This is a genomic window from Balneolales bacterium ANBcel1 (assembly GCA_029688905.1).
Lineage (GTDB): Bacteria > Bacteroidota > Rhodothermia > Balneolales > Natronogracilivirgulaceae > SLLW01.
The window spans coordinates 1-25,614 of the sequence record JARULB010000011.1; the positions used below are offsets into that span (position 1 = coordinate 1).

At 49.2% G+C, this 25,614-nt stretch carries 21 protein-coding genes and 2 tRNA genes; 10 read left to right on the forward strand and 13 right to left on the reverse strand.

The annotated features are described in order from the left end of the window. Positions 1-1,277 (forward strand): RNA-directed DNA polymerase (locus tag QA596_12365; GenBank protein ID MDG5768251.1); only part of this gene is annotated, 1,277 nt, incomplete at its 5' end. Between the two features lie 102 nt (positions 1,278-1,379). Here QA596_12365 and mcrC read toward each other — a convergent pair. From mcrC to QA596_12380, 3 genes are all read right to left on the reverse strand, one after another. Next, positions 1,380-2,426 (reverse strand): 5-methylcytosine-specific restriction endonuclease system specificity protein McrC, encoded by a 1,047-nt coding sequence (mcrC, locus tag QA596_12370; GenBank protein MDG5768252.1) that lies wholly within the window; start codon positions 2,424-2,426, stop codon positions 1,380-1,382. Continuing rightward, positions 2,410-5,061: an AAA family ATPase gene (locus QA596_12375; protein MDG5768253.1), complete on the reverse strand. Its 2,652-nt coding sequence runs from the start codon at positions 5,059-5,061 to the stop codon at positions 2,410-2,412. Before QA596_12375 ends, mcrC begins: the two co-directional genes overlap by 17 nt. A gap of 995 nt (positions 5,062-6,056) precedes the next feature. After that, positions 6,057-6,129 (reverse strand) — tRNA-Thr (locus QA596_12380). 341 nt (positions 6,130-6,470) lie between these two features. On the opposite strand from QA596_12380, the gene QA596_12385 reads away from it, so the two are divergent. After that, entirely contained in the window at positions 6,471-7,097 is a 627-nt protein-coding gene (locus QA596_12385; GenBank protein MDG5768254.1) for a rhomboid family intramembrane serine protease, read from the forward strand. A gap of 129 nt (positions 7,098-7,226) precedes the next feature. Here QA596_12385 and serC read toward each other — a convergent pair whose 3' ends face one another. Beyond that, positions 7,227-8,309: a 3-phosphoserine/phosphohydroxythreonine transaminase gene (gene serC, locus QA596_12390; GenBank protein MDG5768255.1), complete on the reverse strand. Its 1,083-nt coding sequence runs from the start codon at positions 8,307-8,309 to the stop codon at positions 7,227-7,229. A 66-nt stretch (positions 8,310-8,375) separates the two neighbouring features. Then, positions 8,376-9,578, reverse strand: a complete 1,203-nt coding sequence (locus tag QA596_12395; protein ID MDG5768256.1) for a DUF1015 domain-containing protein — start codon at positions 9,576-9,578, stop codon at positions 8,376-8,378. Between the two features lie 146 nt (positions 9,579-9,724). On the opposite strand from QA596_12395, the gene QA596_12400 reads away from it, so the two are divergent. Together QA596_12400 and QA596_12405 are read left to right on the forward strand one after the other, a co-directional pair. Next, entirely contained in the window at positions 9,725-10,021 is a 297-nt protein-coding gene (locus tag QA596_12400) for a DUF1844 domain-containing protein (GenBank protein ID MDG5768257.1), read from the forward strand. Positions 10,022-10,033: 12 nt separating this feature from the next. Then, positions 10,034-10,453, forward strand: coding sequence for an NUDIX domain-containing protein (locus QA596_12405; GenBank protein MDG5768258.1), 420 nt, complete (start codon positions 10,034-10,036; stop codon positions 10,451-10,453). Between the two features lie 107 nt (positions 10,454-10,560). On the opposite strand, the gene QA596_12410 is transcribed toward QA596_12405, so the two are convergent. The 4 genes from QA596_12410 to proS form a co-directional block, all read right to left on the reverse strand. Then, the gene (locus tag QA596_12410) at positions 10,561-11,232 is read right to left on the reverse strand and encodes an energy transducer TonB (GenBank protein MDG5768259.1); all 672 of its coding nucleotides are present in this window, start codon (positions 11,230-11,232) and stop codon (positions 10,561-10,563) included. Positions 11,233-11,356: 124 nt separating this feature from the next. Beyond that, positions 11,357-11,755, reverse strand: a complete 399-nt coding sequence (locus QA596_12415; GenBank protein MDG5768260.1) for a VanZ family protein — start codon at positions 11,753-11,755, stop codon at positions 11,357-11,359. Beyond that, positions 11,752-13,305, reverse strand: coding sequence for an NAD(P)H-hydrate dehydratase (locus QA596_12420; protein MDG5768261.1), 1,554 nt, complete (start codon positions 13,303-13,305; stop codon positions 11,752-11,754). The genes QA596_12415 and QA596_12420 overlap by 4 nt, the downstream gene beginning before the upstream one ends. Positions 13,306-13,341: 36 nt before the next feature. After that, entirely contained in the window at positions 13,342-14,811 is a 1,470-nt protein-coding gene (gene proS, locus QA596_12425) for a proline--tRNA ligase (protein ID MDG5768262.1), read from the reverse strand. 200 nt (positions 14,812-15,011) lie between these two features. On the opposite strand from proS, the gene QA596_12430 reads away from it, so the two are divergent. Both QA596_12430 and aspS read left to right on the forward strand, forming a co-directional pair. After that, positions 15,012-15,085 (forward strand) — tRNA-Met (locus tag QA596_12430). Between the two features lie 203 nt (positions 15,086-15,288). Next, a complete protein-coding gene (gene aspS / locus QA596_12435) occupies positions 15,289-17,070 on the forward strand; it encodes an aspartate--tRNA ligase (protein ID MDG5768263.1) in 1,782 nt (593 codons plus the stop codon). Between the two features lie 27 nt (positions 17,071-17,097). Here aspS and sthA read toward each other — a convergent pair whose 3' ends face one another. After that, entirely contained in the window at positions 17,098-18,546 is a 1,449-nt protein-coding gene (gene sthA, locus QA596_12440) for a Si-specific NAD(P)(+) transhydrogenase (GenBank protein ID MDG5768264.1), read from the reverse strand. Positions 18,547-18,711: 165 nt separating this feature from the next. Between sthA and QA596_12445 the strand changes: the two genes are divergently transcribed. Then, positions 18,712-19,323: a superoxide dismutase gene (locus QA596_12445; GenBank protein ID MDG5768265.1), complete on the forward strand. Its 612-nt coding sequence runs from the start codon at positions 18,712-18,714 to the stop codon at positions 19,321-19,323. A 131-nt stretch (positions 19,324-19,454) separates the two neighbouring features. Here the strand turns inward: QA596_12445 and QA596_12450 are convergent, their stop codons facing one another. Then, a complete protein-coding gene (locus QA596_12450; protein MDG5768266.1) occupies positions 19,455-20,210 on the reverse strand; it encodes a hypothetical protein in 756 nt (251 codons plus the stop codon). A gap of 268 nt (positions 20,211-20,478) precedes the next feature. Here QA596_12450 and QA596_12455 point away from each other — a divergent pair, with 268 nt between their 5' ends. Beyond that, positions 20,479-20,928 carry a BrxA/BrxB family bacilliredoxin gene (locus QA596_12455; protein MDG5768267.1) on the forward strand — a complete coding sequence of 150 codons (450 nt, stop codon included), beginning with the start codon at positions 20,479-20,481 and terminating at the stop codon, positions 20,926-20,928. 88 nt (positions 20,929-21,016) lie between these two features. On the opposite strand, the gene QA596_12460 is transcribed toward QA596_12455, so the two are convergent. Then, positions 21,017-22,351 (reverse strand): AarF/ABC1/UbiB kinase family protein, encoded by a 1,335-nt coding sequence (locus QA596_12460; protein ID MDG5768268.1) that lies wholly within the window; start codon positions 22,349-22,351, stop codon positions 21,017-21,019. A 69-nt stretch (positions 22,352-22,420) separates the two neighbouring features. Continuing rightward, positions 22,421-23,110 carry a hypothetical protein gene (locus tag QA596_12465; protein MDG5768269.1) on the reverse strand — a complete coding sequence of 230 codons (690 nt, stop codon included), beginning with the start codon at positions 23,108-23,110 and terminating at the stop codon, positions 22,421-22,423. Positions 23,111-23,232: 122 nt separating this feature from the next. Here QA596_12465 and QA596_12470 point away from each other — a divergent pair, with 122 nt between their 5' ends. Continuing rightward, entirely contained in the window at positions 23,233-24,024 is a 792-nt protein-coding gene (locus tag QA596_12470; protein MDG5768270.1) for a queuosine precursor transporter, read from the forward strand. A gap of 288 nt (positions 24,025-24,312) precedes the next feature. Then, positions 24,313-25,590: a sigma 54-interacting transcriptional regulator gene (locus QA596_12475; GenBank protein MDG5768271.1), complete on the forward strand. Its 1,278-nt coding sequence runs from the start codon at positions 24,313-24,315 to the stop codon at positions 25,588-25,590. The last annotated feature ends 24 nt before the right edge of the window (positions 25,591-25,614 follow it).

A 25,614-nucleotide genomic window follows, 5' to 3' on the forward strand; every position in this document is an offset into this window, starting at 1 on the left:
TATCTAAGTTCTATCCATCTGTTTATACACATTCAATAACATGGGCGACTTTAGGTAAAAGTATTGCAAAGAATTATTTTTCAATGTCGAAGCCTGAATTCCAAAAAAAGTATGACTCCGGTGATGAGAAGGCTTTATTATATAAACTCGCAAATGATATTGATATAGCAGTGCGCTCATGCCAAGATAGACAATCCATTGGCATACCTATAGGTCCGGACACCTCTCACGTCATTTCTGAAATAATTGCAACAAGAATAGATTCTATTCTTCAATCAGAATATTCGAATTTCAATTTATCTGCGTGTAGATATTATGACGACTATTATCTTTTTGTAAATACACTTGATGAGGCGGACCAAGTTTTAAAAGGACTTCAAAGAGCACTTAATGAATTTGAATTGGAGGTTAACGAATCAAAGATTGAGATAAGGAAGTTTCCATTGGGATTTGAAGAAAGTTGGGTGGCAGAACTATTTCAATTTCAGTTTAAAGAGACAAATCAAGAAAATAGCGTAAAGCATTATTTCAGTCTCTTATGGCGAATTGCTGAAAAAAAATCAAAAAGAACAGATTGGGTTTTTAGATATGCGCTAAAGAGGTTTGAGTTTGGAACGGAAAAGATAAATTCAAAAAGTTGGAAAACATTTGAATGCCTGCTGATTAAAAGTGCGATGATTGAACCGTCAGTGCTTGATGTAGTAAATAGAATACTTTTGACTTATAAAAAAGAATTAGACTATCAATCACGTAGAGATATAAAAAACTTGGTCTATTATGTTTTAACTGAGCAGTCAAAGATGAATCATCATTTTGAAGTGTCATGGGCACTTTGGATGGCTCATAGTTTTGACATTATGATCGATGAAAAAATTGCAAATATCGTCATTAATTTAGGGGATACGACATCTTGCTTAATCTTGCTTTTTTTGGCTAAAGAAAGAGAAATGGTGATTGGAGAACCTGACTTTTATGAACTTGAGTTCATGTTAGTTGACACAGTTTTGTCCTCAGAACAATGGTTACTTGCATATGAAGCCATAAAAAAAGGTTGGCTTAAACCTATTGATGATAAATTAATAGATAAGAATTTATTTTTTAGTATCCTGTATGACTTGAATGTCGAGTTTTATGATGCAGAGAAGCAGCTTTCTGTTGTAAGTGTCGATGAGGAAAGCGGCTATACTGTCAAAGATGAAACAGAAAAATCAGAAAATATAGTAAAAGAACTTGATGAGGATCATTCACTTGCATCAATTATTTCAAATTTACAATGAAAAATGCTGGATCAAGGTCTATGCCATCCCTTGATTTGAGGAGGCAAAAAACCAACTCTCCCAATTCATCAATTATTTTTTCTAACATAATTGCATCACCTGTTAGCATGAATGATGTTGGCACACAATAATTCTCAGTTGTTTTTCAACCTCTTTCCAATCTGTATTCAGATCAACGGTTTTAATTTCAATAGGGTGCTGATCAAAATTGTAACGTAAATCTAAAGAATAACTGACTGTGGGGTAAATCAGGATGCCCCGTGTCCGTTGTCTTTTGCTTGATCCATCTCTCTGGTTCAAAAGGTAGCTAAACAACTGATATAAGTTGCCGGTTTGAATCTTTTTACTGCCGTGTTGCCCTGCGAGGGATTCCTGGTAGTATTTAGCGTCGATGATGATCACCTCCTGGTCGTTTTCTATAGTGATGTCAGTCTCCATTCGAGGCAGGTACTCAGAGTCGGCATCATTCACAGATTCTAATTGCCATTTGATATGGGGTTTGCCAACAGACCATGAAGGGTATTCAATCCTGTAGAAATTGTAAAGAAAGGCTTCAAATAAACTGGCCATTTTCCTTTCATCTCTTGTAAAGTCAGCAAATTGCCACTCACCGGGCTTTTCTGTTGGGAGGCTGTTTTCGTAGATGAGCTGACAGACATTAATAAGGAAAGAATAAAAACGGTTGTTCCTGTGAATCCTGACTTGTTTAAACAACTTTTGGCTGACTTCGAGAGTCTGAATATCCGGCATCATTTGAATTAATGATACAACATCCGCCTTGTGACTCTCAGCAAGTTCAGGGGCTTTTAATAAGGTTCGAAGAGTAGTTAGTAAGATTTGATTTGTGATGATATCGATGGAAAACTCATCTAAGCTGCATATTGTTCGTTGTTTCAGATACAGGCCTGATTTATAGGTTTCGCTGATCTCTACTTTGCCCTTGACGCCGGGTACCTCTATCGATTCATTGACATACGCTTTATCGATGCCACGTTTGAGAAGTATTCGGGTTCCATTAATCAATACTCGGGCAAAGAGATCCAGCAGTCGAGCCTGATCTTTCGCTGACACCTGAACTCTGTCCGCCTCATCGAGCTTGTTCCAGGCATAGCAGAGTAAATAGTAGATATTTTCAATTGGGATTTTCATGGCCCTCCAGAAGATTATTAACAAGCTTGTCAACTCTTTGCTGATCATCAAACCAGATTTCTTCGAGCATGGGTTTTATTTCGTGATCAATTACATCAGTATACCACTGAGATTCATTTTGGCCTGGTTTGTAGGAGCAGAAGTAACTGTGACCAATTTGAAATCCCGCTCCAAGACTTGCATCCCTTGATATCTCGTGATTTAGATTTTGTACCCTGTAGCAGATATGGTTGATCAAATTGCCGGACACCCCTAGTTCCTTTAATAATGATTTGAAATTATGATCAAAGACGGGAACCAGATTTATAAATGAGAATCTTCTTCTCAAGGCATAATCTACTATTGCAAGGGACCGGTCTGCTGTATTCATGGTGCCAATAATGTGTACATTCTCGGGGACAAAGAAAAAGTCAAGATCATCATCGGAGTAGGTTAGTTTAAGGGAGTGTTTTTTATCTCTTTTGTCCGGCTCTATTAGCATGAGCAACTCACCAAATATCTTGCTGAGATTGCCGCGGTTGATTTCGTCTATAATGAAAAAAAACTTTCGTTTTGGATGAGCGTGGGCTTTCTGGCAGAAGTTGTAGAAAACACCATTCTTCAAAATAAAACCGCCCTTCTTGCTCGGACGTAATCCCTGGATGAAGTCCTCGTAACTGTAAGACTGATGGAACTGTACCATTTCGATGCTGGTATCGTCGATCCTTCCTATGATGTGATAAGCGAGTTTTTTTGCAAGAAATGTTTTCCCGGTACCCGGAGGACCTTGTAATATGATATTTTTCTTTCTTTTCAGCAGTCTTGTGATTTTTTCAAACTGTGATGTGGACAAGAATGGTTTGTCCGGATCCTGTTCATAAACATAGGGCCTGATTTTTGACTTTTGCTCCTCCCGAACAGTGACAATATTTTTGTTGTCCATCATTTCCCGGATGATGTCAAATTCATCCTCACTCAGTTTGAAAAGACTGCCTTGGTTGTTCTTGAAAACCTCACAGTTCTCCAGTGCTGGATTATTTAGCAGTTCTACCCATTGGACCGGAATATTCAATTTGTCAATCAGTTCAAACTCGATGACCTCACCTTCGTCCTCGGTGCTATGCAGTGGCTTGGTAATCTGAAACAGGCCAATTATCTGTTTAACCGGACTGCTTTCATATCCGATTACCAGATCGCTTGGCTGAACAGCTTCGAAATATTTATAAATTCTACGTTTGTTTCCTTTTTCATTTCTGGCCGTATAGGTCTGCACGGTCCCAACTTCGCAATCACTTATAGACCAAATATTAGGATTGGCGTTTAGCCACCAAAAGTTCTCTGATTGTAACTCTTCAAGTTCTTCATTCCCGTTTTCTCTCGGTTCATCCTCAGGCCGAGGTTCTTTCACAGGGCCTGATGATGGTGCATGGTAAGGGAGGTCATGCTTATCAAAAACTTCTTTCAAATCCGGATAGAGTCGGATATAGCTGTCTAAGACGTACTCCCAGACTCTGGTGGGGCCGAAAATGTCCGGCTTAAATAGATTTCGATAATTATTAAAATCGCGCGATTTATACTGGAATAACTTGTCAGTTATCCAAGTAACTTTTCTGCGGTGCTTGTATTCGGCTTCATCCTCCTGATAGTAGTAGTCGCCGTCAATAATTCCAATTCCAACAACGGTATTCACTCCTTGTGTTGCAAAGATGAGATCGTTGATCCTGGCCTGTTTAAATAACCAGGCACTTAAAGCCGCACTGTTTTTTCCATATGAAGAAGTATCCGATGCTTGCAGGAACTCCTCTCGGGTTGAAAATGAATTCAGGTCTGCGTCGATGAAGCTAATGGCTGCTTCGCCTTCGTTCAAAAATGACTCCCATTGAAATGCCTGAGGGCCAGGGGAAAGTTTGAAATAGTTCCGGAATTGGTTGTTGAGGGTTATTGTATTCTCTCTTATTGACTTGAGCTTGCCCCTGATATCATCATAGCTGTTGACGATGGAGAGATCGTTTGGCTCATGTTTTTTAAGTGCGTGCCCTGCCATGCGACCAGCATCAGATTTTTTTGCCAATCGAGTGAATAACTGGTAAGCATCTTTGTGTGAATATCTTGTTTCAGGGTAGAGTGCAATCCAGCAAATTGTGCTGCCGAAGTTGCTCGGTCCCTGAAAATCAACGACATGTGATATATAGTCCGTTAGGTTGAGATCAGCAATCAATTTTAAAACGATTTGCTCGAGATACTTCTGCGTTGTCTCCTTTACTGTTCCTCTGTAAAAAAAGGTATGGTAAATGTTCCAGGGATTTTGCCAATTTGCAAACATATCCCGCTTTCCCATAGTATACTGATCCATTTGATCAAGCAGCTCACTGCTGTAATGGGTCAATGAAGACCTGTCCTTGCTACGAATGATATTTTTTATTTCCTCTGTTGTATCCCCGTTGATCTTATCGCCATTCAATAGTCTTGTGATTATTTCAGCCCTCAGCAGATTCACAGGATAAAAGTTTTGTAGTGGATCGACATACTCAGCGTAAATTTTCTCAAGCTCGGTTTCTGATAACTGATTCAGGGCATCATATAGATGAGTATCATTTGATGCGTATTCGTCATATTGCTTTGCCAGGGAAGTGATATAATCAAATTGTGTTTGCATGACAGATTCTGAATAGTGATTTAGGGAATAAGTAGATTTGGAACTGATTTAATGGAATTGATCAGTTTAAGCTACCTGTTGTCATCTGAAGGTGTTATGTAGTGGCTGAAGACTAATTACCGCTTCAACTAACATGACTGCATGTCCGTTGTTGAAATAGAGCGCACTACCGTCTGAAAAATTAATTACTTCAATATGATCATCATGCAGGATATCCCAATTCGGGGTTTCATTCGCTGATTCATATTCTTTTTGCACCGCAGCACCCTCAATAAGTGGTAAATGAATTAATTGCCTGGGACTGTTGAATATCCCAATTAAAAACTAATTGCAAATACAAGCAAGTGAAACGGGTACCATCAAGTCTAATATGCGCAATTCGCCGCCGACCATTGTGCTGAACAGCTCCGACCAGCCGGGCCATGACAGCTTTATCCTTTCTACCGCAATTCAAGGGAACTGACATTCGCCCTGGAACGACAAGCTTTGGCAGGGGTAGACGGGGTCAATAACCCATGTCCTGCCGGATACCGAATCCCCAGGCAGCGGAATAGAATGGCTATAGTTTTAGCTTCCGCTTACATAGCGAATATGCCGACATGGGCGGTACCGGTAGACGTGTGGGTGGTCTTTCTGTGCGCTGCATTAAGGATTAACGGCACTTTGATTCATTGCCGGACCGACCCGCAGGGGGGCGAAGGCCCTCGCCACCGCTTTGTGGGGGCGAAAATTTATTTTAGCTGATAGTTGCTCCCGGGAAAAATTACATTCAGGTATGCAACATTTATATGATAATCACTACGCAGCAGGTGCTTGCGTGGGATTTCGGTTTTGAAATTATCTGATTCAGCTCAGCTTATGACGAGCAGCTTTTATGTTGGAAGAATTCCACTTCAGTTTGAAATAACCAGAGAAATGTTACACCATAGTTACACCACACGTAAATAATATTATGATAAACACTTGTGTGTTATATCTTTATGTTCCTTGGTAGGAGCCGAAGATCGGATTCGAACCGACGACCTATTCATTACGAGTGAATTGCTCTACCAGCTGAGCTACTTCGGCTTGCGGTTTTCCGGATAAAGTTACGGTGTCATCCGCCTGTATCCGGCACTCGCCGGCCTTCCGGCTGCTCATGTTTCGATGACAACATGGTTCCGAATTGCGGCAAGTATAAATATACGGAGTTTCGTGTTTTGGTAAAACCGTGACAGGCCGGAATGTTACTGCCTGATATTACTTGTTTCTGATGTTATAAGGTCATCACATTGCCGGTCATCAACCGCTCCGTCAGCCAAATCGAAGCGGCCATATCTCAATTTTATCCATTGTCCCGCACAGGTATCTGAGAAAAATGCGGCCGTACAGCGTTTCGTTTTGTGACAGGAGGCCACCGTTTTGTATCTTTGGCTTTTTCAGACCCAACTCTGACCATCCGGAAAATGACCGCACTGCTGCTTTTACTCCTTACTGTAATCATCACGTTTATGGCCTGGTATGCCATACCGCAGTGGCAGTACCGGGGAATGCTGAAACCGTATGAGGCGTGGCGCGAGGGGAAGTGGCACCAGCTTGTCACATCAGGGTTTCTCCACGCTGACGGGTCGCACCTGCTGGTAAATATGTTCGTTTTCTTCTTTTTCGGGCCCACCCTGGAGCAGGAGATCGGTACCGGGTTGTTCCTGCCGCTTTACGCAACCGCCCTTGTGGCTTCGAGTCTGCCGACCCTCATCATCGAGCGCAACAACCCGAGGTATGCCAGCCTTGGCGCATCCGGCGCAGTGGAAGCGGTACTGTTCGGGTACATTGTCATGTTTCCGCTCAACAAGATCTATATCATTTTTATCCCGATCGGTATACCGGCCATCATTTTCGGCGGTCTCTTTCTGCTTTACAGCTATTTTGAGTCACGTCGACGCCGCGATAATGTCAACCATGTTGCGCATATTGCGGGAGCGTTGTATGGCGCGGTCTACACCCTGTTGCTCGTACCGGACGCGTTTTCACGCTTTCTCGGGCACTTTGGTTTTTGATCCGACCGGCAAGCACGCAGTGTGGTGGCAATTATCGTTTTCACACGGCATCGGCCGCCACCAACCTGACTTCCGGCGAAATCATTCCGCCTGCAATCAGAAACCGTCAAGCAAGCAGGCATCCCGGCATCAGCCGTGCTTCCCGCGAAACTCCTGCATGAACGTAACCAGAGCCTCCACGCTTTCCTTCGGGCAGGCGTTATAGATGCTGGCCCGGATTCCACCCGCACTTCGGTGCCCTTTCAAACCGCTCATGCCGGCTTCTTTGGCCGCGGCGACAAAGGCCTTCTCCAGTTCTTCGCTCCTGAGGCGGAAGGTGACGTTCATCAGTGAACGGGAAGCCTTTTCCGCGTTGCCCTGATAAAAATCGTCCTTGTCAATTTCCTGATAGAGGATCTGTGCTTTTTCCCGGTTCAGCCGGTCGATGGCTTCCAGTCCGCCTTTGCCTTCAAGCCACTCCAGGACATAATTGAAGACATAGACACCGAATACTGGTGGGGTGTTGAACAGGGTACCTACCTGGGTGGGGTATGAGAGCATGCTTGAAACATTCTCCTTACGTGCTTTTTCAAGAAAATCCTTGCGCAGAATTACTATGGCGAGTCCGGCCGGACCGGCATTTTTCTGTGCGCCGGCATAGAGCACCCCATAGCGCCGGATGTCGACCGGCCGTGATAAAAAGTCGGAGGAAGCGTCGCAAACGAGCGGAACTCCTTGCGAATCGGGCTCATTTCGAAACTGGGTACCATAGATGGTGTTGTTGGATGTAAAGTGGACATACTCTCCCTTTCCGGAAAAGGAGAGCTCTTCGTTGGCCGGCACGCGGCTGAAGTTGCTGTCTTCGGAAGTGAATGCCACATGTACATCCCCAAACAAACGGGCCTCTTTGATGGCCTTCTTTGACCAGATTCCGGTATTGATGTAATCCGCAGTTTTGCCGTAGTTGAAATTGTAGGGCACCATCAAAAACTGCAAACTTGCGCCGCCCTGGTAGAACAAAATTTCATAATCGTCACCAAGTCCGAGCAGTCGGCCCAGACGTTCCCGCGCCTGGCGGTCAATTTCGGTGTATTCAGGTCCGCGATGACTCATTTCAATAATGGATGAGCCTGCGCCGCGGTAATCCGGCATTTCCGCCTGCACCTTTTCGAGTACTTCCAGGGGGAGGGCGGCCGGACCGGCGCTGAAATTGTGAGCTCGTTTCTGGTTCATATCGTCAGGGTTTAATCGTCTGTAGAAGGAGGGTTCAGGGAGGGGGATGCGTTCGTGCGAACTCGTTCAAAAAGTATGGACGAGCAAGCCGGAGCGCAGTTTCGGCTCAAACCAGGTGGATTTTGGCGGCATTAACTGATGGTTGTCGGCAACCGATATCAATTCATCGATACTGGTTGGATACATGCTGATGGCAAGCTCCGCCTTGCCGGTGTCAACGGCTCGTTCCAGTTCACCGGTTCCTCTGATGCCCCCCACGAAGGAGAGGTTGGGGTCGGTTCGCTGATCTTCGATATCCAGCAGCGGCAGCAGGATGTGCTTGTGCAGGCGCGAAACATCCAGTTGTGCAACGGCTTCGCCGGCAGGGTCTTCGGGCAGATCCATGCCATACCAGCGGCCGCCGGAATAAAGTGAAATCCGGCCCGGTTTGTCGGGAACCGGATGAACATCGGGGGCCAATTCGAACGCACTGTTCAGCTTCTCCATGAAGTCCGAAGGGGTCTTGTGGACCAGGCGGTTGTATGCGAGGATGCGCATTTCATCCATCGGGATGATTACGGCGGGGAAAAACTCGAACTCGTCATCACCATAATCATCCTTGCGAAGCGTTTCCGCCACTCTTGACGCGCTTTTGCAGCGATGGTGGCCGTCAGCGACATAGAGGGCATCCACCGACCGAAAAGCATCAACAAAAGGCTGTGGATCGGTTATCTGCCAGACTCTGTGGATGACACCGTCGGAGGCGGTAAACGAATAGAGCGGTTCCCTGGCCGAGAGAATTTTGTTTGTGAGTCGGGTGATGGTGCTGTCGGCCTTGCAGGTCAGCATGACCGGTTCGGCATGAGCCCGCTGTGTGAGGATGTGGCGGGTCCGGTCATCTTCCTTGTCAGGCCGCGTAAGCTCGTGTTTTTTGATCCGGTCTTCGTCATAGTCCTTTACCGAAACGCACGCATAAAGCCCGGTCTGAGTGTGGGTACCCATTTGCTGCTGGTACAAATAGAGCTGAGGGGAAGATTCCAGTATGAGAACCCCGTTTTTCTGCATATTTTTGAGGTTCGATGCGCCGGCTTCATACACGGCATTCGAATAGAGTTCGGTTTCTTTCGGAAGATCTATTTCAGGGCGGATGACATGAAGGAAGCTGTCCGGTCGGCCTTCAGCCAGTTGGCGTGCTTCGCTGGTGTTGATGACGTCGTAGGGAACACAGGCGACCTGCTCTTCCCGGCCCGGTGCCGGGCGTAATGCCTTGAATGGCTTGATCGTAATCATATTCGATAAAAGAGGAAAATTATGTTGACGGATGATGCGATCCGGTATGCAGACTAAAATACGAAATTGACGGCCAATGTGAAGGTGCGGCCGCGGATGATAGCGCTTTTAATTATTTTACTTTCAATTAATAACAGGAGATGAAAATGTCGGAGAACGAATCCGGAAAAGTTACGCCAGAACAGCAGGATCAGGTACTCTTCATGATGCTGGTTCAGCAGCATCAGCAGATAGCCATGATGGGCCTGGGAGAGATGGAAAACCCGGCAACGGGCAAAAAATCCAGGGATCCGAAAGCCGTCAAGTATGCGGTTGATACGCTGAATATGCTGCAGAAGTTCACTTCAGGAAATCTGACGGACGAGATGTCGAGCTACCTGTCGGATACACTGAAAACGATGAGAAACAAATATGCGCAGCTCAGCAAGCCGGAGGAGGAGTAACGGACCGCAGTTATGGAAGAGGGAGTGTTAATCGAGGCCGGCGGTGGGGTTGTATTCCGCGGAGGTGGCAAAGACCGTGACATCCTGCTGATCTTTCGGCGGGGTGTGTGGGATCTGCCGAAAGGCAAGATCGAGCAGGGGGAGTCGATCGAAGAAGGGGCGGTACGAGAGGTTGAGGAAGAGACCGGATGCGCGGGAGTTCACATTACCGGCGATCTCGGAACAACGAATCACAGTTATCTTGAAAACGGGGTGATGTACCAAAAGCGGACCCGGTGGTACGCGATGCAATGCAAGACTGCGAATCTGAAGCCGCAGCATGAGGAACAAATCGAAGACCTGCGGTGGATGCTTCCGGCCACCGCGATTGAAAAGGTTCATTTCGAGAACCTGAAAGTGGTGATCCGGAGATTTTGCAAGGCTGTGGAGTAGGTGCGACAGAGATAAAGCGCAACAAGACCGAATTCACCGGATTGGATTCGGCCCGTATTCCATATTCAGCCCCTGGGTCGCCCGAAGGTCTGGATATTATTGCCGGATCAATTATTGGCTGCCAGCCGGAACATGATCGGAAGCTGGAACTGAACGCGAACCGCCCGTCCCCGCTGTCTTCCGACCGTCCATTCCACCGACTGAATGGCAGCAATGGCCGCTTCGTCACAGCCACCGCCGATCCCGCGAATAATCTGGGGATTGGTCACATTTCCATTCTCATCCACAACGAACTGAACGATCACACGGCCCTCGATCCCTGCTCTGCGTGCGGCATCCGGATAGACGATATTGTTATAGATGGCCTGGAGTCCGCCGATGGGTTCGGGCATATCTTCAACAACCTGGAAAATTTCCGGCTCCTCTTCTTCATCGTCCGGCGGAGGCGGCGGAGGCGGCATTTCCATGGGTGCATCCAGGTCAAGATCCGTATCCAGATCAAAAAACTGGTCTTCTATGATTTCATCATCGGGCACAGGCTCCGGTTGGGGCGGCCTGGGCGGCGGAGGCGGGGTGGTCTCCTGCTCGGTCTGAATGATCTCTTCCATCTCGATCACATCCTGATCCCTTTCAATGATCTCGAAGTCACCCGTGAAATCTAGATTAACTTTGAAGATGGTGATGAAGATCAGCAGCGTACCAATGATTCCGACCTGAATGTTTATGATATAGCTTCTTCTGAGATCAGCAGCCGGTTTTTTTCGTTCTAAAGCAGACATGAAACCTTATTATATGTCGTTTTTTGGCAAGCTTAAAATAAAGCAGAAATTACGTTTTAAGCAAATTACCTTTTTGTTATATGTGAAAGTCAGGATATAACTAAAAAACAGAGGAATTATTCTTCTATTGCCGACGTAAGTATCGCTTAAGGGGGAGCAGGACCAGACAGGCAGTAATAGCTCCCAGTGAATTTGCGATAAAATCGCCCCAGCTTGCGGTTCTGTTGCCTGGAATATAATGTTGGAGGATTTCGATGATACCGCCGAACAGCACTCCGGCGATCAAAAGCAGCAGCAGGCTCGTTTCAGTTCTTTCGCGGTAGACAATAAGATAGAGGCCTAGAAAGAAGGTCCAGCCGCCAAACATGCCAAAATGACCGACCTTGTCGTAAGAAAAGAGCGAACTTTCGGGGATGGTGTTTGCCGGAAGAAGTGTCAGAGCCAGCATGAGCAGTGTCCACAGGACAAATACAGGCGGAATGGCCTTTTTCAGGGATTGATAGCGGTGTAATGCGTCTGTCATGTGAAGTCTGATGGTTCCGGAAAGAGTTTGCCCCTGGATGCGAGAGTGGAAATGTGCTGATATCCATGGAGCAGTGCGAGTTCACAGCCGGTTATGGTGTCGCTGTCATGAGTCATGAACGCTGCAATCTGGCCTGCAAGTATATCTCCGAAACCGGCCCGCGCAAAAACGGATGTATCATATCCGGTGATGAGGGTTTGATTTGGCCGTGGGCAATGGACCATGACAGGGTTTCCTTTGCTGACGATGTTGCAACCGAGGCGTTGTGCCAGCGACCGGGTCATCTGAAGTCGTTCCGAGTCATTTGCAAAAGCAGTTCCGGCAAGGTTTTTAAGCTCTCCGGGATGCGGGGTAAGAATTACCGAGCCGGGGTCTTTTCGTTCCGTGAAGGCTTCCGGGTTTTCTGCAACGGCAAGGAGTCCGTCGGCATCCACTATAATCGGACCCTCGCTCTTCCGGATTACCTTTGCGACAAAAGCCAGGGTCTGGCGATCCCGCCCGATGCCGGGGCCGATTACGGTAACACCCTTCTTTTCGGAGATGAGATCAAGAACCTGTCCGGAATCTTTTTCGGTGAAACTGACGCTGTTTGCAGGTCCCACCGGATGCTTGATGAGCGATGGCGCCTGCACATCCATGGTCTGCAGCCACTGTGAGGGGTGGATCAGGGTGACTGCTCCCATCCCCAGGGCCCATGCCGCTTTGGCGGCGTAGAGCGGGGCTCCGGTGAGACCGGCCGACCCGCCAATGACATGGACAACCCCGTTGTTGTATTTGTGGAGGGAGCTTCGGTCGTCTGCGCCACGTTTTGCGAGGAGGTCTTCCGGAACCAGGGTTTCATCCAGCAGCCTGACGGATATGCCGGATTTGTACCGGTTGGGAAACGGGAGATCCAGCAGAAGCCGTTTGCCGCAGAAATTGGGTCCCTGGCCGATGTAGCAGCCCAGCTTGCGGACGCCGAACTGGAGGGTTTTGTCCGCCTTGACGGTATGCCCCAGGCGCTCGCCGGTGTCGCAATGCAGTCCGGAGGGGAGATCCAGCGCGTAGACCGGTTTTCCGCAGGAGTTGATTTGGTGGATGACATCCGATACGGGGGCTCTTGTTTCACTGCGCAGGCCGGTGCCGAAGATGCCGTCCACAATCAGGTCGGCTGTGCGGGCAGGGTCATCGGAAACGTTCCACTCAGTCCGGATATCCAGTTCCGTTCCCATCCCTTCGGCAAGCCGGCGAAGCCTCTTCAGGTTCCGGGAGGCGTCATCCGACCAGCCTTCCAGTCCAAGTGCCGGTACAAGAATAATGCGATAGCCGTCATCCAGCAAAAGCCGCGCGGCTACCAGAGCGTCTCCGGCGTTGTTACCTTTGCCGCAGACGACAAGAATCGTGCTTCCGGCGGGGAAATCAGAGCGGATAATGTCGGCTGTCCGGTTTCCCGCGATTTCCATCAGGGTTTCGCCGGGGATACCAAACGACTCTATGGTCTGCTGATCCACTTGCCGGCTTTGATCGGCCGTGGCCAGCGACAAGCGGAAGTAGCTGTTGGAAGGTAACATAGTGGACACCGGTCTCAATGATCATTGAGGGTTGCGTCAGTAAGAACGTGCAAACAGTACCGGGAAAGGTGACTCTTTTCCGGTCAGAATGCATTTGCCGGGTTGTGGTTCAGGTTTGAGGGGCAGACACCGGATGGTCGCTTTGGTGTCGTTTTTGATCTGCTCCTCGGTTGCTGCCGTACGATCCCAGTGCGCGTAGACAAAGCCGCCATGGGTGTCAAGAATCTCCTTGAATTCATCGTAGGAGTCGGCGGTACGGGTCTGTTCCCTGGTTCTGCGCAGCGCGGCCTTGTAGAGATCCGCCTGAATCGTTTCCAGCAGTTCGGGGATGCGTTGTTCGAGGCCTTCACGATCGACAATCTCTTTTTGCAGCGTATCGCGCCGGGCAAGCTCTACCTTGTTGTTGGCGACATCCCGGGGGCCTATGGCGATACGGAGCGGCGTGCCTTCCACTTCATGCTGGGCGAATTTCCAGCCAGGTTTGTACTGGTCGCGGTCGTCGAAACGCACGCGGATACCGGCTTCGCGAAGCGATGCAAGCAGCGCGCTGCCATACCCGGAGACCTTCGCCTTCTCCTCGTCATTACGCCAGATCGGTACGATGACGACCTGTACGGGTGCCAGACGCGGCGGCAGCACCAGTCCGTTGTCATCGGAATGGGTCATGATCATCCCGCCGATCAGACGGGTGGATACGCCCCAGCTGGTAGCCCAGACAAATTTCTCCTTGCCGTCGCTGTCCTGGAAGCGGACGTCAAAGGCTTTCGCGAAATTCTGTCCGAGAAAATGGGAGGTTCCCGCCTGAAGCGCCTTGCCATCCTGCATCATCGCCTCGATGCAAAAGGTGTCGACCGCCCCTGCGAACCGCTCGGACTCGGTCTTGACGCCGACTTCAACCGGCATCGCCAGGTACTCCTCGGCAAAGGTCCGGTACACTTCGAGCATTTGGAAGGCCTCATCCCGCGCTTCCTCTTCGGTGGCATGGGCGGTATGCCCTTCCTGCCACAGAAACTCCATCGTGCGCAGGAACAGGCGCGTGCGCATCTCCCAGCGAACCACATTCGCCCACTGGTTAATCAGAATCGGCAAATCACGGTACGACTGAATCCAGTCGCGATAGGTGTCCCAGATAATGGTCTCGGATGTTGGACGCACGATCAACTCCTCTTCCAGCCGGGAGGTCGGATCCACCGTTACCCCGTGATCGGAATTGACCAGCCGACTGTGAGTAACCACGGCACACTCCTTGGCAAATCCTTCTACATGCTGCGCCTCTTTGGAAAGAAACGACTTCGGGATGAAGAGCGGAAAATAGGCGTTGCTGTGACCGGTCTCCTTGAACATGTCGTCCAGCTGTCGCTGCATGTTTTCCCACAAGGCATATCCGTTCGGCTTGATGACCATACACCCCCTGACAGGAGAGTGAGATGCCAGCTGCGCTTCCCGTACCACATCAAGGTACCATTGTGAATAATCTTTTGATCTTTCCGTGATTTTTTTTGCCATGACTTCAGGTAGGAATAATAATGGAAGGCTGGCCGTAAGCACTGTAATTAAACGCGTGTACCGCCAGTTGTACAGAAAGATGAAAATAACGCATTCCGCTTCCATATTCATCCGCAAAATCAATCTGTCGAAATAAGTTTTTTTAACCCTACGTTTTCTCTGCGGATGATTTTTCTTATATTTGGCATCTGTAAATAATTGGCGTGGTAGCTCAGTTGGTTAGAGCGTCGGATTCATAACCCGGAGGTCGGCGGTTCAATTCCGCCCCACGCTACGCAAGTCAAAACCCTGATGCATGATCATTGATCACCTCTGCATGCCTCAGGGTTTTTTTGTGCCGGGCGGGAGGAGCGGTATATGGCCGGCTGCAGCTCCGCAGTCGTATCCAAGCGATTGTTTTGCAATATTCGTACTTTAGCACTCCAAAGTAACAGATACTGGTTGGTATTTTTAACTCATCGTTGATTGAAACTGGACATGACATTACTCAGAACACACACATGCGGGGAACTGACCCGCGAAATGACAGGCGAAACGGCAATTTTGAATGGTTGGGTGGATACGCGCCGTGACCTTGGCGGCGTGATTTTTATTGATCTGCGCGATCGCTACGGAATAACACAGGTGGTTTTTTCACCCCAGGATGACCAGGAGGCCCATCAGTTGGCCGATCAGTTGCGCTCGGAATTTGTGATTGGTGTTAAGGGTGAGGTGCGAGGCCGGGATCCCGAGAATATCAACCCGAATGTAAAAACCGGTGACATCGAACTGCGGGTCAGGGAGCTTGTCCTCTACTCCAAATCGGAAACCCCGCCGTTTGAGATCGAGGATGAGGTGAAGACGAACGAGGATTTGCGCCTGAAATACCGGTATCTGGATCTGCGCCGTCCCGCCATGCAGCGAAACCTGCTGCTGCGCTCCGCTATATACAAAAGCACGCGCGACTATTTTTATGAAAATGATTTTGCCGAGATCGAGACCCCTTTTCTGATGCGCAGTACGCCCGAGGGCGCGCGCGACTACCTGGTGCCCAGCCGGGTCAATCCCGGAAAGTTTTTTGCCCTTCCCCAAAGTCCGCAGACATACAAGCAGATTTTGATGGTCTCCGGCATGGACCGTTACTTCCAGATCGTCAAATGTTTCCGCGATGAGGACCTCCGGGCCGATCGTCAACCGGAATTCACCCAGATCGACGTGGAGATGTCGTTTGTCGACGAAGAGGGAATTTACAGGATGGGTGAAGGCCTGATGCAACGCATCCTCAAGGAGACCAAAGGTGTCGACGTTTCCGCACCTTTTCCGCGGATGAGTTACCATGAGGCCATGACCACCTACGGCAGCGACAAACCCGATACCCGCTTCGGCATGAAGTTCGTCGATTTTTCCGATATCGTGAAGAAATCGGAATTCCGGGTGTTTTCAAAAACGGTGGCCGACGGCGGCGCTGTGGTTGGTTTCGTTGTTCCCGGCAAGGGTTCTCTCGGCAGGGGCGTCATGGACCGCCTTACCCGGCGAGCCCAGGATGAAATCGGGGCCGGCGGACTCATCTACATCAAGAATAACAGCGAAGAGGTGTACTCCAGCGTCAGCAAGTTTGTTTCTGAAGAGATCACGCTCGAAATGGTGGAAAAAAGCGGTGCAGAGAAGGGGGATCTGATCCTGATCCTGGCCGGACCCAAAACCACCGTGTACGGTCAGCTGGGGGATCTCAGGCTGCTGATAGCCGGAGAGTACGACATGATCGACACCTCCAAATACAACCTGCTCTGGGTTACCGATTTCCCGTTGCTGGAATATGACGAGGAAGACGGCCGTTTTTACGCGATGCACCATCCGTTTACTTCGCCGCATGAAGAGGATATGGAAAAACTGGAATCCGCCCCCGAAAAAGTTCGTGCACGGGCTTATGACCTGGTGATGAACGGCAGCGAGATCGGTGGAGGTTCCATTCGTATCCACAACTCCGATGTTCAATCGCGCATGTTTGAGGCGCTCGGAATCGGCAAGGAGGAAGCCCGGCAAAAATTTGGATTCCTGCTGGATGCGTTCAAATTCGGAGCGCCCCCCCATGGCGGAATCGCCCTGGGACTGGATCGTGTGGCCATGTTGCTGACGGGAGCCAAAAGCCTCCGGGAGGTTATTGCATTTCCGAAAAACCAGCGTGCCATCAGCCTGATGGACAACTGCCCGAGCGAGGTCGATGCCGCGCAACTCGAAGAACTGCACATCCGCCTGGCACCGCAAACAGGAAAAAAATAGGCGTGCTGCCGCAGGCTATGCCGCCTGCTACTTGTCGTCCAGCAGCGTTTTGTACTTCACACCGCTTTTATAGACGCGGTTGACTCCGTTGAAGGCAGCTATCCTGTAGGCTTCCGAATAGGTGGGGTAGTTGTGTACGGTATTCAGGAAATAACGGACATCTCCGTTGTAGTGGAGCACCGCCTGTCCGATATGGATCAGGTCGCACGCCCCTTCACCGACAATATGAATGCCCAGAAGCTTCAACGACTCGGTTTCAAAAACCAGTTTCAAAATACCCCGCGGGCTCTGTGAAATGTTGGCCTTGGTGAGATTCCGGTAATAGGCGCGGCCGATGGTGATATCCTTGCTTTGGGCCCTTGCCTCCCGTTCGGTGAGACCGATACTGGCGATTTCGGGTATGCTGTAAATGCCGTAGGGAATGCTGCTGTGCATCTCGAGGCTGGAGGCGCCAAACATGTTGCATGAGGAGATACGCCCTTGTGAAAAAGAGACGGAGGCCAGGCCGGGATGCCCGATCACATCGCCGGCGGCAAAAATGGAGGGGATATTGGTGCGATAGTGATGATCCACCTTGATAAATCCCTGCTCGTCAAACTCCATGTCCAGGCTTTCCAGGCCGAGATTTCGCGTGTTGGGCTTCCGCTCTCCAAAATAGAGTACCTGTTCAGTTTCGGTGACATGCAGGCTATCGGTCTCCTTTTCCCTGAATTTTACCTCGGTACAGTTCCGGAGGGAGTTGGTGCTGATGTCGATAACTTCGGTATTGTTGAAAACCGAAATACGCATGTCGCTGATGATTTCATCAAACTCCTTCTTCGCTTCCCGGTCGAGGAACACCAGATAGTCTTCCTTTTCATTGAGGATGGTTACCCTGGTGCCCAGGGCGGTGAAAATGGTGGCGAATTCAACAGCCTGAACATTTGTGCCGACTATGACGAGCCTTTTTGGGATATAATTCAGGTCAAGGATGGAGCGGTTATCCAGAATGGTGGCATGGTCCACTTCGAACTTCTTCGGGGTTACCGTTTGCCCGCCGGTGGATACCAGAATATAGTCGGTGGTGAAACGGGTAACCGAACCGTCCTCCTTTTTGACTTCAACGGTGTGCGGGTCGACGATTGTCCCGAAACCAAGTTCCGTATCCACCTCGTTTTTGATGAGATTTTCCTTGATTTCGCTGTTCTCGCTGGCCAGTACAATATCCTTGTATTTAAGTACATCCCGCATTTTGAAGCGGTCGTACGGTTTCACCCCGTCGGTATCGCCGAAACGGGAACTGTACTTGAAAATATTGCTGGCCGTTTCCCGCAGCGCCTTGCTGGGAACGGTGCCGGTATTGATCCATGAACCGCCCAGATAGTGTTCGTTTGCTTCAATAATGAGTGCTTTTTTGTCAAACTTGGCCGATTGCATGGCACAGGAGAAACCTGCGGGGCCGCTGCCGAGAATGATCACATCATAATCTCTGCTCATGTCGGATGGGTGCCTTGTGTTAAAATTTTTAATTCATGTCCTACAAGATAGCAGTAAAATGAGAGCCGTTCAGAGAAATTATTTATGTGGATGCAATGTTATAGGGGTGTACGTAACTAATGACAAGTCAACCTGTTCAACTTAAAAACTAGATGAGGTTATACTATGGCTTTTACACTTCCTGATCTTCCATATGCATACGATGCGCTTGAGCCGCATATTGATGCCCGAACAATGGAGATCCATCATACCAAGCACCATCAAACTTATGTCAACAAAGCAAATGACGCACTGAAAGGACATCCGCTGGCTGACCGTCCGGTGGAAGAGGTGCTTAAAAATATCGACAGTGTCGGCAGCGATATCAAACAGGCGGTGATCAATAATGCCGGCGGACACGCCAACCACTCCCTTTTCTGGGAAATTCTTGGTCCCAATGCCGGTGGTGAACCCAAAGGGGCGGTTGCCGATGCCATCGACAGTACATTCGGCTCATTTGACAACTTCAAGGAGAAATTCGCCAATGCCGGAGTAACCCGGTTCGGCTCGGGATGGGCCTGGCTTGTGGTAAATTCCGACAAAAAGCTGGAGGTAACCTCCACTTTGAATCAGGATAGCCCTCTGATGAAGGGGCAGGAGCCCATTCTCGGTCTGGATGTCTGGGAACACGCCTATTACCTGAATTATCAGAATCGTCGGCCCGACTATATCGCCGCATTCTGGAATGTCGTGAATTGGGACAAGGTGGAAGAGAATTTCAAAAAAGCCACCAGCTGATAAACGGATCCACTGAAGCCGGTTTGTCCGCGGATGAAGTATCGCTGCGGATGATCCCGGCTTTTTTTATGTCCGGAACTTACTGCTGCCGGCAAAACATACACAGGAGAGGCGCCATTCGGGGTAGTTGGCTACGGATTGCTGAACGTTACCTCAATCCATTTGCTGAACGTATCTCCCATACGGCGCTGCAGGAGAATAATGTGTTCTCTATGTTCCTGGTCCCGGTCGCTTGCGGTGCCGGTCCGGCCCGAGGCGCTCTCGCTGGTGATTAGCGGGGCCGAATGTGCCGACTCCTTGTCGAGCAGGGTGATCGGGTCCACTTCAAAACCGAGGGTAACCTTTTTGCCCCCTCTGATGTCCGGAGAAAACTGACTGGTTGACCGTACTTGCAGGGGCACAGCAAAAAAGAGCCGGCCACGGTGCTCTTCATCATCATGATGTATATAGAGGTTCTGTGCACGAAGCTGGACTAGTGGAACCGGTGCCGGTTGCATGTTGTCGCGGCGCCCCCTGCGTTGAATCAGCAAAGCACGCTCTGCCATGGTGTTTCGGGCTGCGCGAACAATATGCCTGTTTTCGGGCATGTTTTCCCAATTCGGCTCTTCAAGATAGCGTTTGCGCGCCTGGGAATAGTTTCCCAGCTCGTAGAAAAATCCGGTTGGATAGGTGATGCCGAACGACCGCTGGAATGAGCTTTCTCCGTCGATGAACAGGGTGAATCCGAAATTTTTTGCTCGCTGGTAGAGTCTTGCATTCACGAAATCAACCATTACGAACAGATGGGAGGCATCGTGACCAACTCGAACAACTATCCCGTCAAGCTGATGTCTTTCAAACTGATTCATCTGTGAGAATAGCTCTTCGGCATCGGATTCGAATGACATACTGTCCGGCTCTTTGAACTGACTGGTGACTTTTGTTGTTGTTGAGCAGGAACAAAGCAGAAAAATGACTGTAGCGACGACTGTCAGGTTATGTAATAACTTCATGATACGGAAAGAGAATTTCTGTCAGATTATTGCGTTTGCAGGATTAATCGACTCCGGTCGGATCGAGCACTAATTGCGTTTCGCTTTGTTACACTAACGCTTTGTTGCACAAACTATGTTTTTTTAACGGAATCACCGAAACGTTCACTAAAAAAGATAAATTATGCAATTCGGATATGGAATGGGGCCGGATACGTCCTGGATGAGGACAGAACTCACAGACCTGGGAGTGCAGGAGTTAACCACTGTGGAAGAAGTTGACCGTGTTTTTAAGGACTCCAAAGGAACCATGCTGCTTGTTATCAATTCTGTGTGTGGATGTGCTGCGGGAAATGCACGCCCCGGCATGAAGCTGGCAATTGGTCACTCGAAAAAGCCTGACGCCCTGTACACGGTTTTTGCCGGCCAGGATAAGGACGCAACGGCACGGGCACGCGAATACTTTAGCGACTTTCCCCCCTCATCGCCGGCTTTTGCCTTTTTCAAGGACGGCGAAATCAAAGCGATGGTCCCGCGTCACCGGATCGAGGGAAGAACAGCACAGGAGGTGGCCGACGATCTTGTCATGATTTTTGACACTTTCTGCGGGGAGAAGGTCGAAAACAAGCAGTGATGCATGACCGCCTTTCTAGGTGATGCCAGGAGCAGTATTGATTGCACTATTCGGGCCGTCTTGGTGTTAGTGATTGAATAGCAATAATTTAATTCTGTTCCGGGTTTGCAGTTTGCTCGCCCGTGACCCATTCCATGACCCCGGATCTTCCGGGTTCGGCCGATATCGTAGCTTGTAGCTGCATAAGCATCCGGTACAAGCCGACATGTGCTCGGGTGACATAGACAAAGTGATGAGTACCTCGTGGCTCGGGTTGGCGGACAGCCTCGGCAGCCAGATGTTTGTACATATTGCCAAACTCCATGTCGCCGAAGTCAAAGCGGTCTTGTTGATATGGTGCTACTACCAGCTCGCCAAATTTCCGGCACAATTCAAAAAAGTCGTTTTCGTAATCCGGATCGGTTCCGTTGCTATGGATGAGTCCAAGTCGTATGTAGAGCCCTCTGAGAGTTTCTGGGTCTGCTTCAAGCTGTGCGGGGAGAAGTGAAACGTAATCACTGAAAAAATCAGATGGGCACACCTTGACGCATCCGAAGTCCAGCACGCCAAGGCGTCCGTCGCTGCATAACAGGTAATTACCGGGATGGGCATCGGCATGCAGCGTCCTGGAGTCATTGATTTGGGCGTGGAAAAAATCCCAAAGAAGCTGGCCGTACCGGTTCCGCTCTTGAGAAGAGGGATTTCTTGCAAGAAACTCCGGCAGGTGCTCGCCATTGATGGCGGTCATAGTGAGGACCCTGGCCGTCGAGTATTTCTCCAGATATTCCGGAATTGCAAACTCTTTACCGTTGTATCGCTGGTGAAAAGTGCTGATTTGCCGCCCTTCATGGCGATAGTCGGTCTCTTCCATCATCCTCTCCCGGACCTCAACAAAATAGTCGTCCGTTTTTTCACTTTGAACGATGCGTTTGAATACCATTTTTGCCATGTCCAGATCGGATGAGATACTTGCCCTGACATTCGGGTACTGAATTTTTACAACGACATCGCGTCCATCATAAAGCTTGGCCCGATGTACCTGGCCGATGGAGGCGGCTGCAGCGGCATTCGGATCAAAGTGCTTGAAAATCAATTCCGGATAATCACCGAGCTCATTTTTTATGATCTGCCGAACAAGTGCTTTGCCGATGGGCGGAACCTTGTATTGAGCCTGGGACATGATATCCGCGAACTCTTCGGGCAAAATTCCATGGTCAAGACTCAGTGTCTGAGCCAGCTTTAAAGCCGTTCCACGAAGCTGGGAAAATTCGTCATACAGAGATTTTGCATTAGCCGCATGCAGCTTTTTGCGGGCATCCTGTCTGGCATCACCGTCCAAAAATGAGCTTTTAAAGCGATGCAAGGCATAGTTTGTTCCCAGCTTCAATCCGGCACGCGCTATGCGGGAGCCTCGCTCAAAACGGGAGGATGGAAAATCATTCATTGGGAGATACTTGTTGGAAAACGTATTGTGGATATCCGGATTCCCCGGAAGCTTGTTGTTCACAGAGACCTACCATCGCAGCAGCCTCCGGACAATAACAAACGGAGTAGTAACAGAAAGGAAGTTGTTCTGATAGAGAAACCTTCCCAGATCTGCAGCATTGTCCAGAATGCCGTTGTAGAGTAATTCGTTCAGTAGTCGGGCGCTTTTTTCACAAAGTGCCATGATCTCTTCCTCGGAATTCGGATGACTGATCCAGTACCCGAGCAGGTGGAGGTACTCTCTGGCCGCAAGTGTATAGAACGGCGAAATCAGCAAGATCTGCTGGGCATAGGCAACTCTCCCGTCCTGTTTGACAAAGTCTTCAAAAAGACGCTGCACATCCTTTTCAAATGCGGATGCAGTGAAACGGTTGAGAATGAAGTGGTGGAACGTTCCATCGACAAAATGTTGGTAATCGCGCATCATGTCCATGGAAGTCAGGGTAAAGTTGACCAGTTTTTCTCCGGTGGAATACTCTTCATAACCGGGTACACGGTTGGTCATCTGCCGATACCGTTCTGCAAGCAGGCAGTAGCAGCTATCGATCCAGTCGTTGGCGCTGCGAAAATGCGTGTTGGCCTTGTCAAGCGGTACTCCGGCGAAACCGGCAAGATCAGACACTCCGACGGAGGTGTAATTGGCGGCATTCGAGTTCAGTAACTGTTCGCAAAGAATAACTTGTTCGGGCTCTGAAAGGGGATGAGTAGTGCTTTCCATGGAAAAAAACGACAATGGATGAATGATAGGAGTGAAAAACGCTGTTACTAACGAACATATTTGTGGGGGTTTTTGATTCCTGCGAATTTCCATAGGCAGAGAGCCGGGATTACTGCGAGAGCATGACACAAAAACAGACGTCCGCCAAGTCGGGCCACACTGAGGGTTACAAACGGGATGCATTGTTTCTGGGGCTATGTGCCGTATTTCTGACGGCACTTGTGATGGGCAATATCATTGGGACGACCAAGTTCATCCGGCTTTTTTCCATGGATATTCCAGCCTGGCTACTGCCGCTGGTTCCGGAGCTGGTACGCGAAGGGGATTATTATGAAATGGTTATTCCTGCAGGCCTTCTGGCTTTTCCGGCCACTTTTTTTGTAACGGATCTCATTTCCGAGTTGTTCGGACGGCGAAAAGCCCAGTTGCTGGTTCTGGTGGGTTTTGCGATGAATCTGTTTATGCTCGGGGTAATGACCATCAACTTTTATATGCCTGATGCCGAAGGGGTCAGCGGTGGGACACCGCTATTTGACAACGTGTACGGGTTCATGGTCGGCAATACCATAGGAAGCATGATCGCCTATCTTGTAGCTCAGACCGTGGATGTGCAGCTCTATCACTTTTGGAAGCGCCTGACCAGGGGAAAACATCTCTGGCTCAGAAATAACGCTTCGACCATGGTTAGTCAGCTGGTGGATTCCACCGCCATTTTGAGCATTCTCTATTTCACCGGCAATCTCGGCGATGGTGTAACAGGCATTGCCGCACTTTCAATTCTTATATTGAACTCCTACCTGTTCAAGTTTTTGTCCGCTCTCGTTGACACCCCGCTGATTTATGCGGCTGTTCACTATTTCCGGGATTATTACGAGGATCCGGAAGGACATGAACTTCCTGGACGCGGATCTTAGGCCAGTGTCGCAATGTTCGTGACGGGTGGCATCGTTGCTACCGCCTCAAATATTAGAGGTAGAAATCCGTGAGATTACCGATTAGGCACCTCCGCGTTTCAGTGGAGCCCGCTACGTTTCGTTGGACACAACGAAACCCGGTTGTCCCAATACCTGAAAATCGTTATTGAAACAGAGCTGCGAAAAGCCTATTGTTGCCTGACGAAATATCGTTGCAATTAACATTAGGTGAGACTGATGACAAATTCTTTTTGGCGAGAAGTGATGGATCACATCCCGGGATTGGTGATGTTATTCAGAGTTGATGATAACGAGGAAGCGCACTTGTTTTTTGTAAACTCCCAGGTGCAGGAGATTTTAGGCTATTCGCCGGAAGAATATGTGCTGGCTTCGGAGTCAGCCGACTCAAGGATTAAAAATGAAATATCGTCGCTTGTGGAGCGGATTGCAGAGTTGAGTCATGATGGAGGGGGGCAGGCGGAACCGATATGTCGCTTACACTCCAGGAGGGTATCGGCGATTACTTTTTCTTTTGAGTTCAGGATTTTTACGGTCAAGTCCAGCCCCTTGCCGTTTATCGTGGTTTCGCTGGAGCCCATGGACAAAGAGCCGGTAGAAGCAGCCATGGCAACTGATAAAAGGGTAGATACAACAGCTGTTGGTGAGGGGGCACTTTTTGTCAGCGATTCTCCTCTGATGAAAGCCTTGATGAAGAAACTGGACATGGTTATCGACAAGCATGTCCATCTTTTGTTTCGTGGAGAGCGGGGAACCGGAAAGCGGACGCTTGCAAAGCAGGTTGTTCAGGCTGAAAAACTGAACGGTGCTGAAACGTTGGTCTGGGATCTCCCGGACACGTCCGCAAGCAGGCAGGATGAGTTGGTTCAGCAGCTGTGTGCCGGTGATTCCGCAGATGGTGCTGTCAGCGATCGGCTGACCTTGCTGATTCTGGAGATCAGCAGGCTTTCACTGAAGAACCAGCAGAAACTGCTTGAATGGCTGAGAAATACCACCGGGGACAGGGTTGTTCGGATAATTGCAACCACAAGGACGTTGCTTGAGGACCATATGAATCGCGGCAGGTTTTCCATGGAGCTGTACTATCATTTGAGTTTTGATACGATTCTGCTACCACCGCTGGTTCAGCGCAGGGAGGATATTGACCTGCTGATCGATCGCTGGGTATCGCGAGCCTCACGGGTGTTAGAGCTGGGTGAACTCGAAATCGGCGAACCGGTCAGAGAACGGCTGTTGCATCACAGCTGGCCAGGCAATTTTCACGATTTTTACGATACCATGCGCCGGTCGCTGTTGCGTTCCGGGCAAGGGGTGTTCCGGCTTGCTCTGGAATCAGGTCAGGAAGAATCCCGAAAGAAAAAGTCTGCGGTTTCCCCGGTGGATATTGCGGATGAGGTATTGCCATTTGATGAAATGAGCAGGCTCTATTTGGAGAAGGTGCTGAAGAAGACGCAGGGCAAGATTTATGGCAGGGACGGTGCAGCACATTTATTGGGCATGAAGCCGACTACGCTGCAAAGTAAATTAAAAAAACTGGGTGTAAGGTAACGCAGAATAACGGTGTTACTGCCG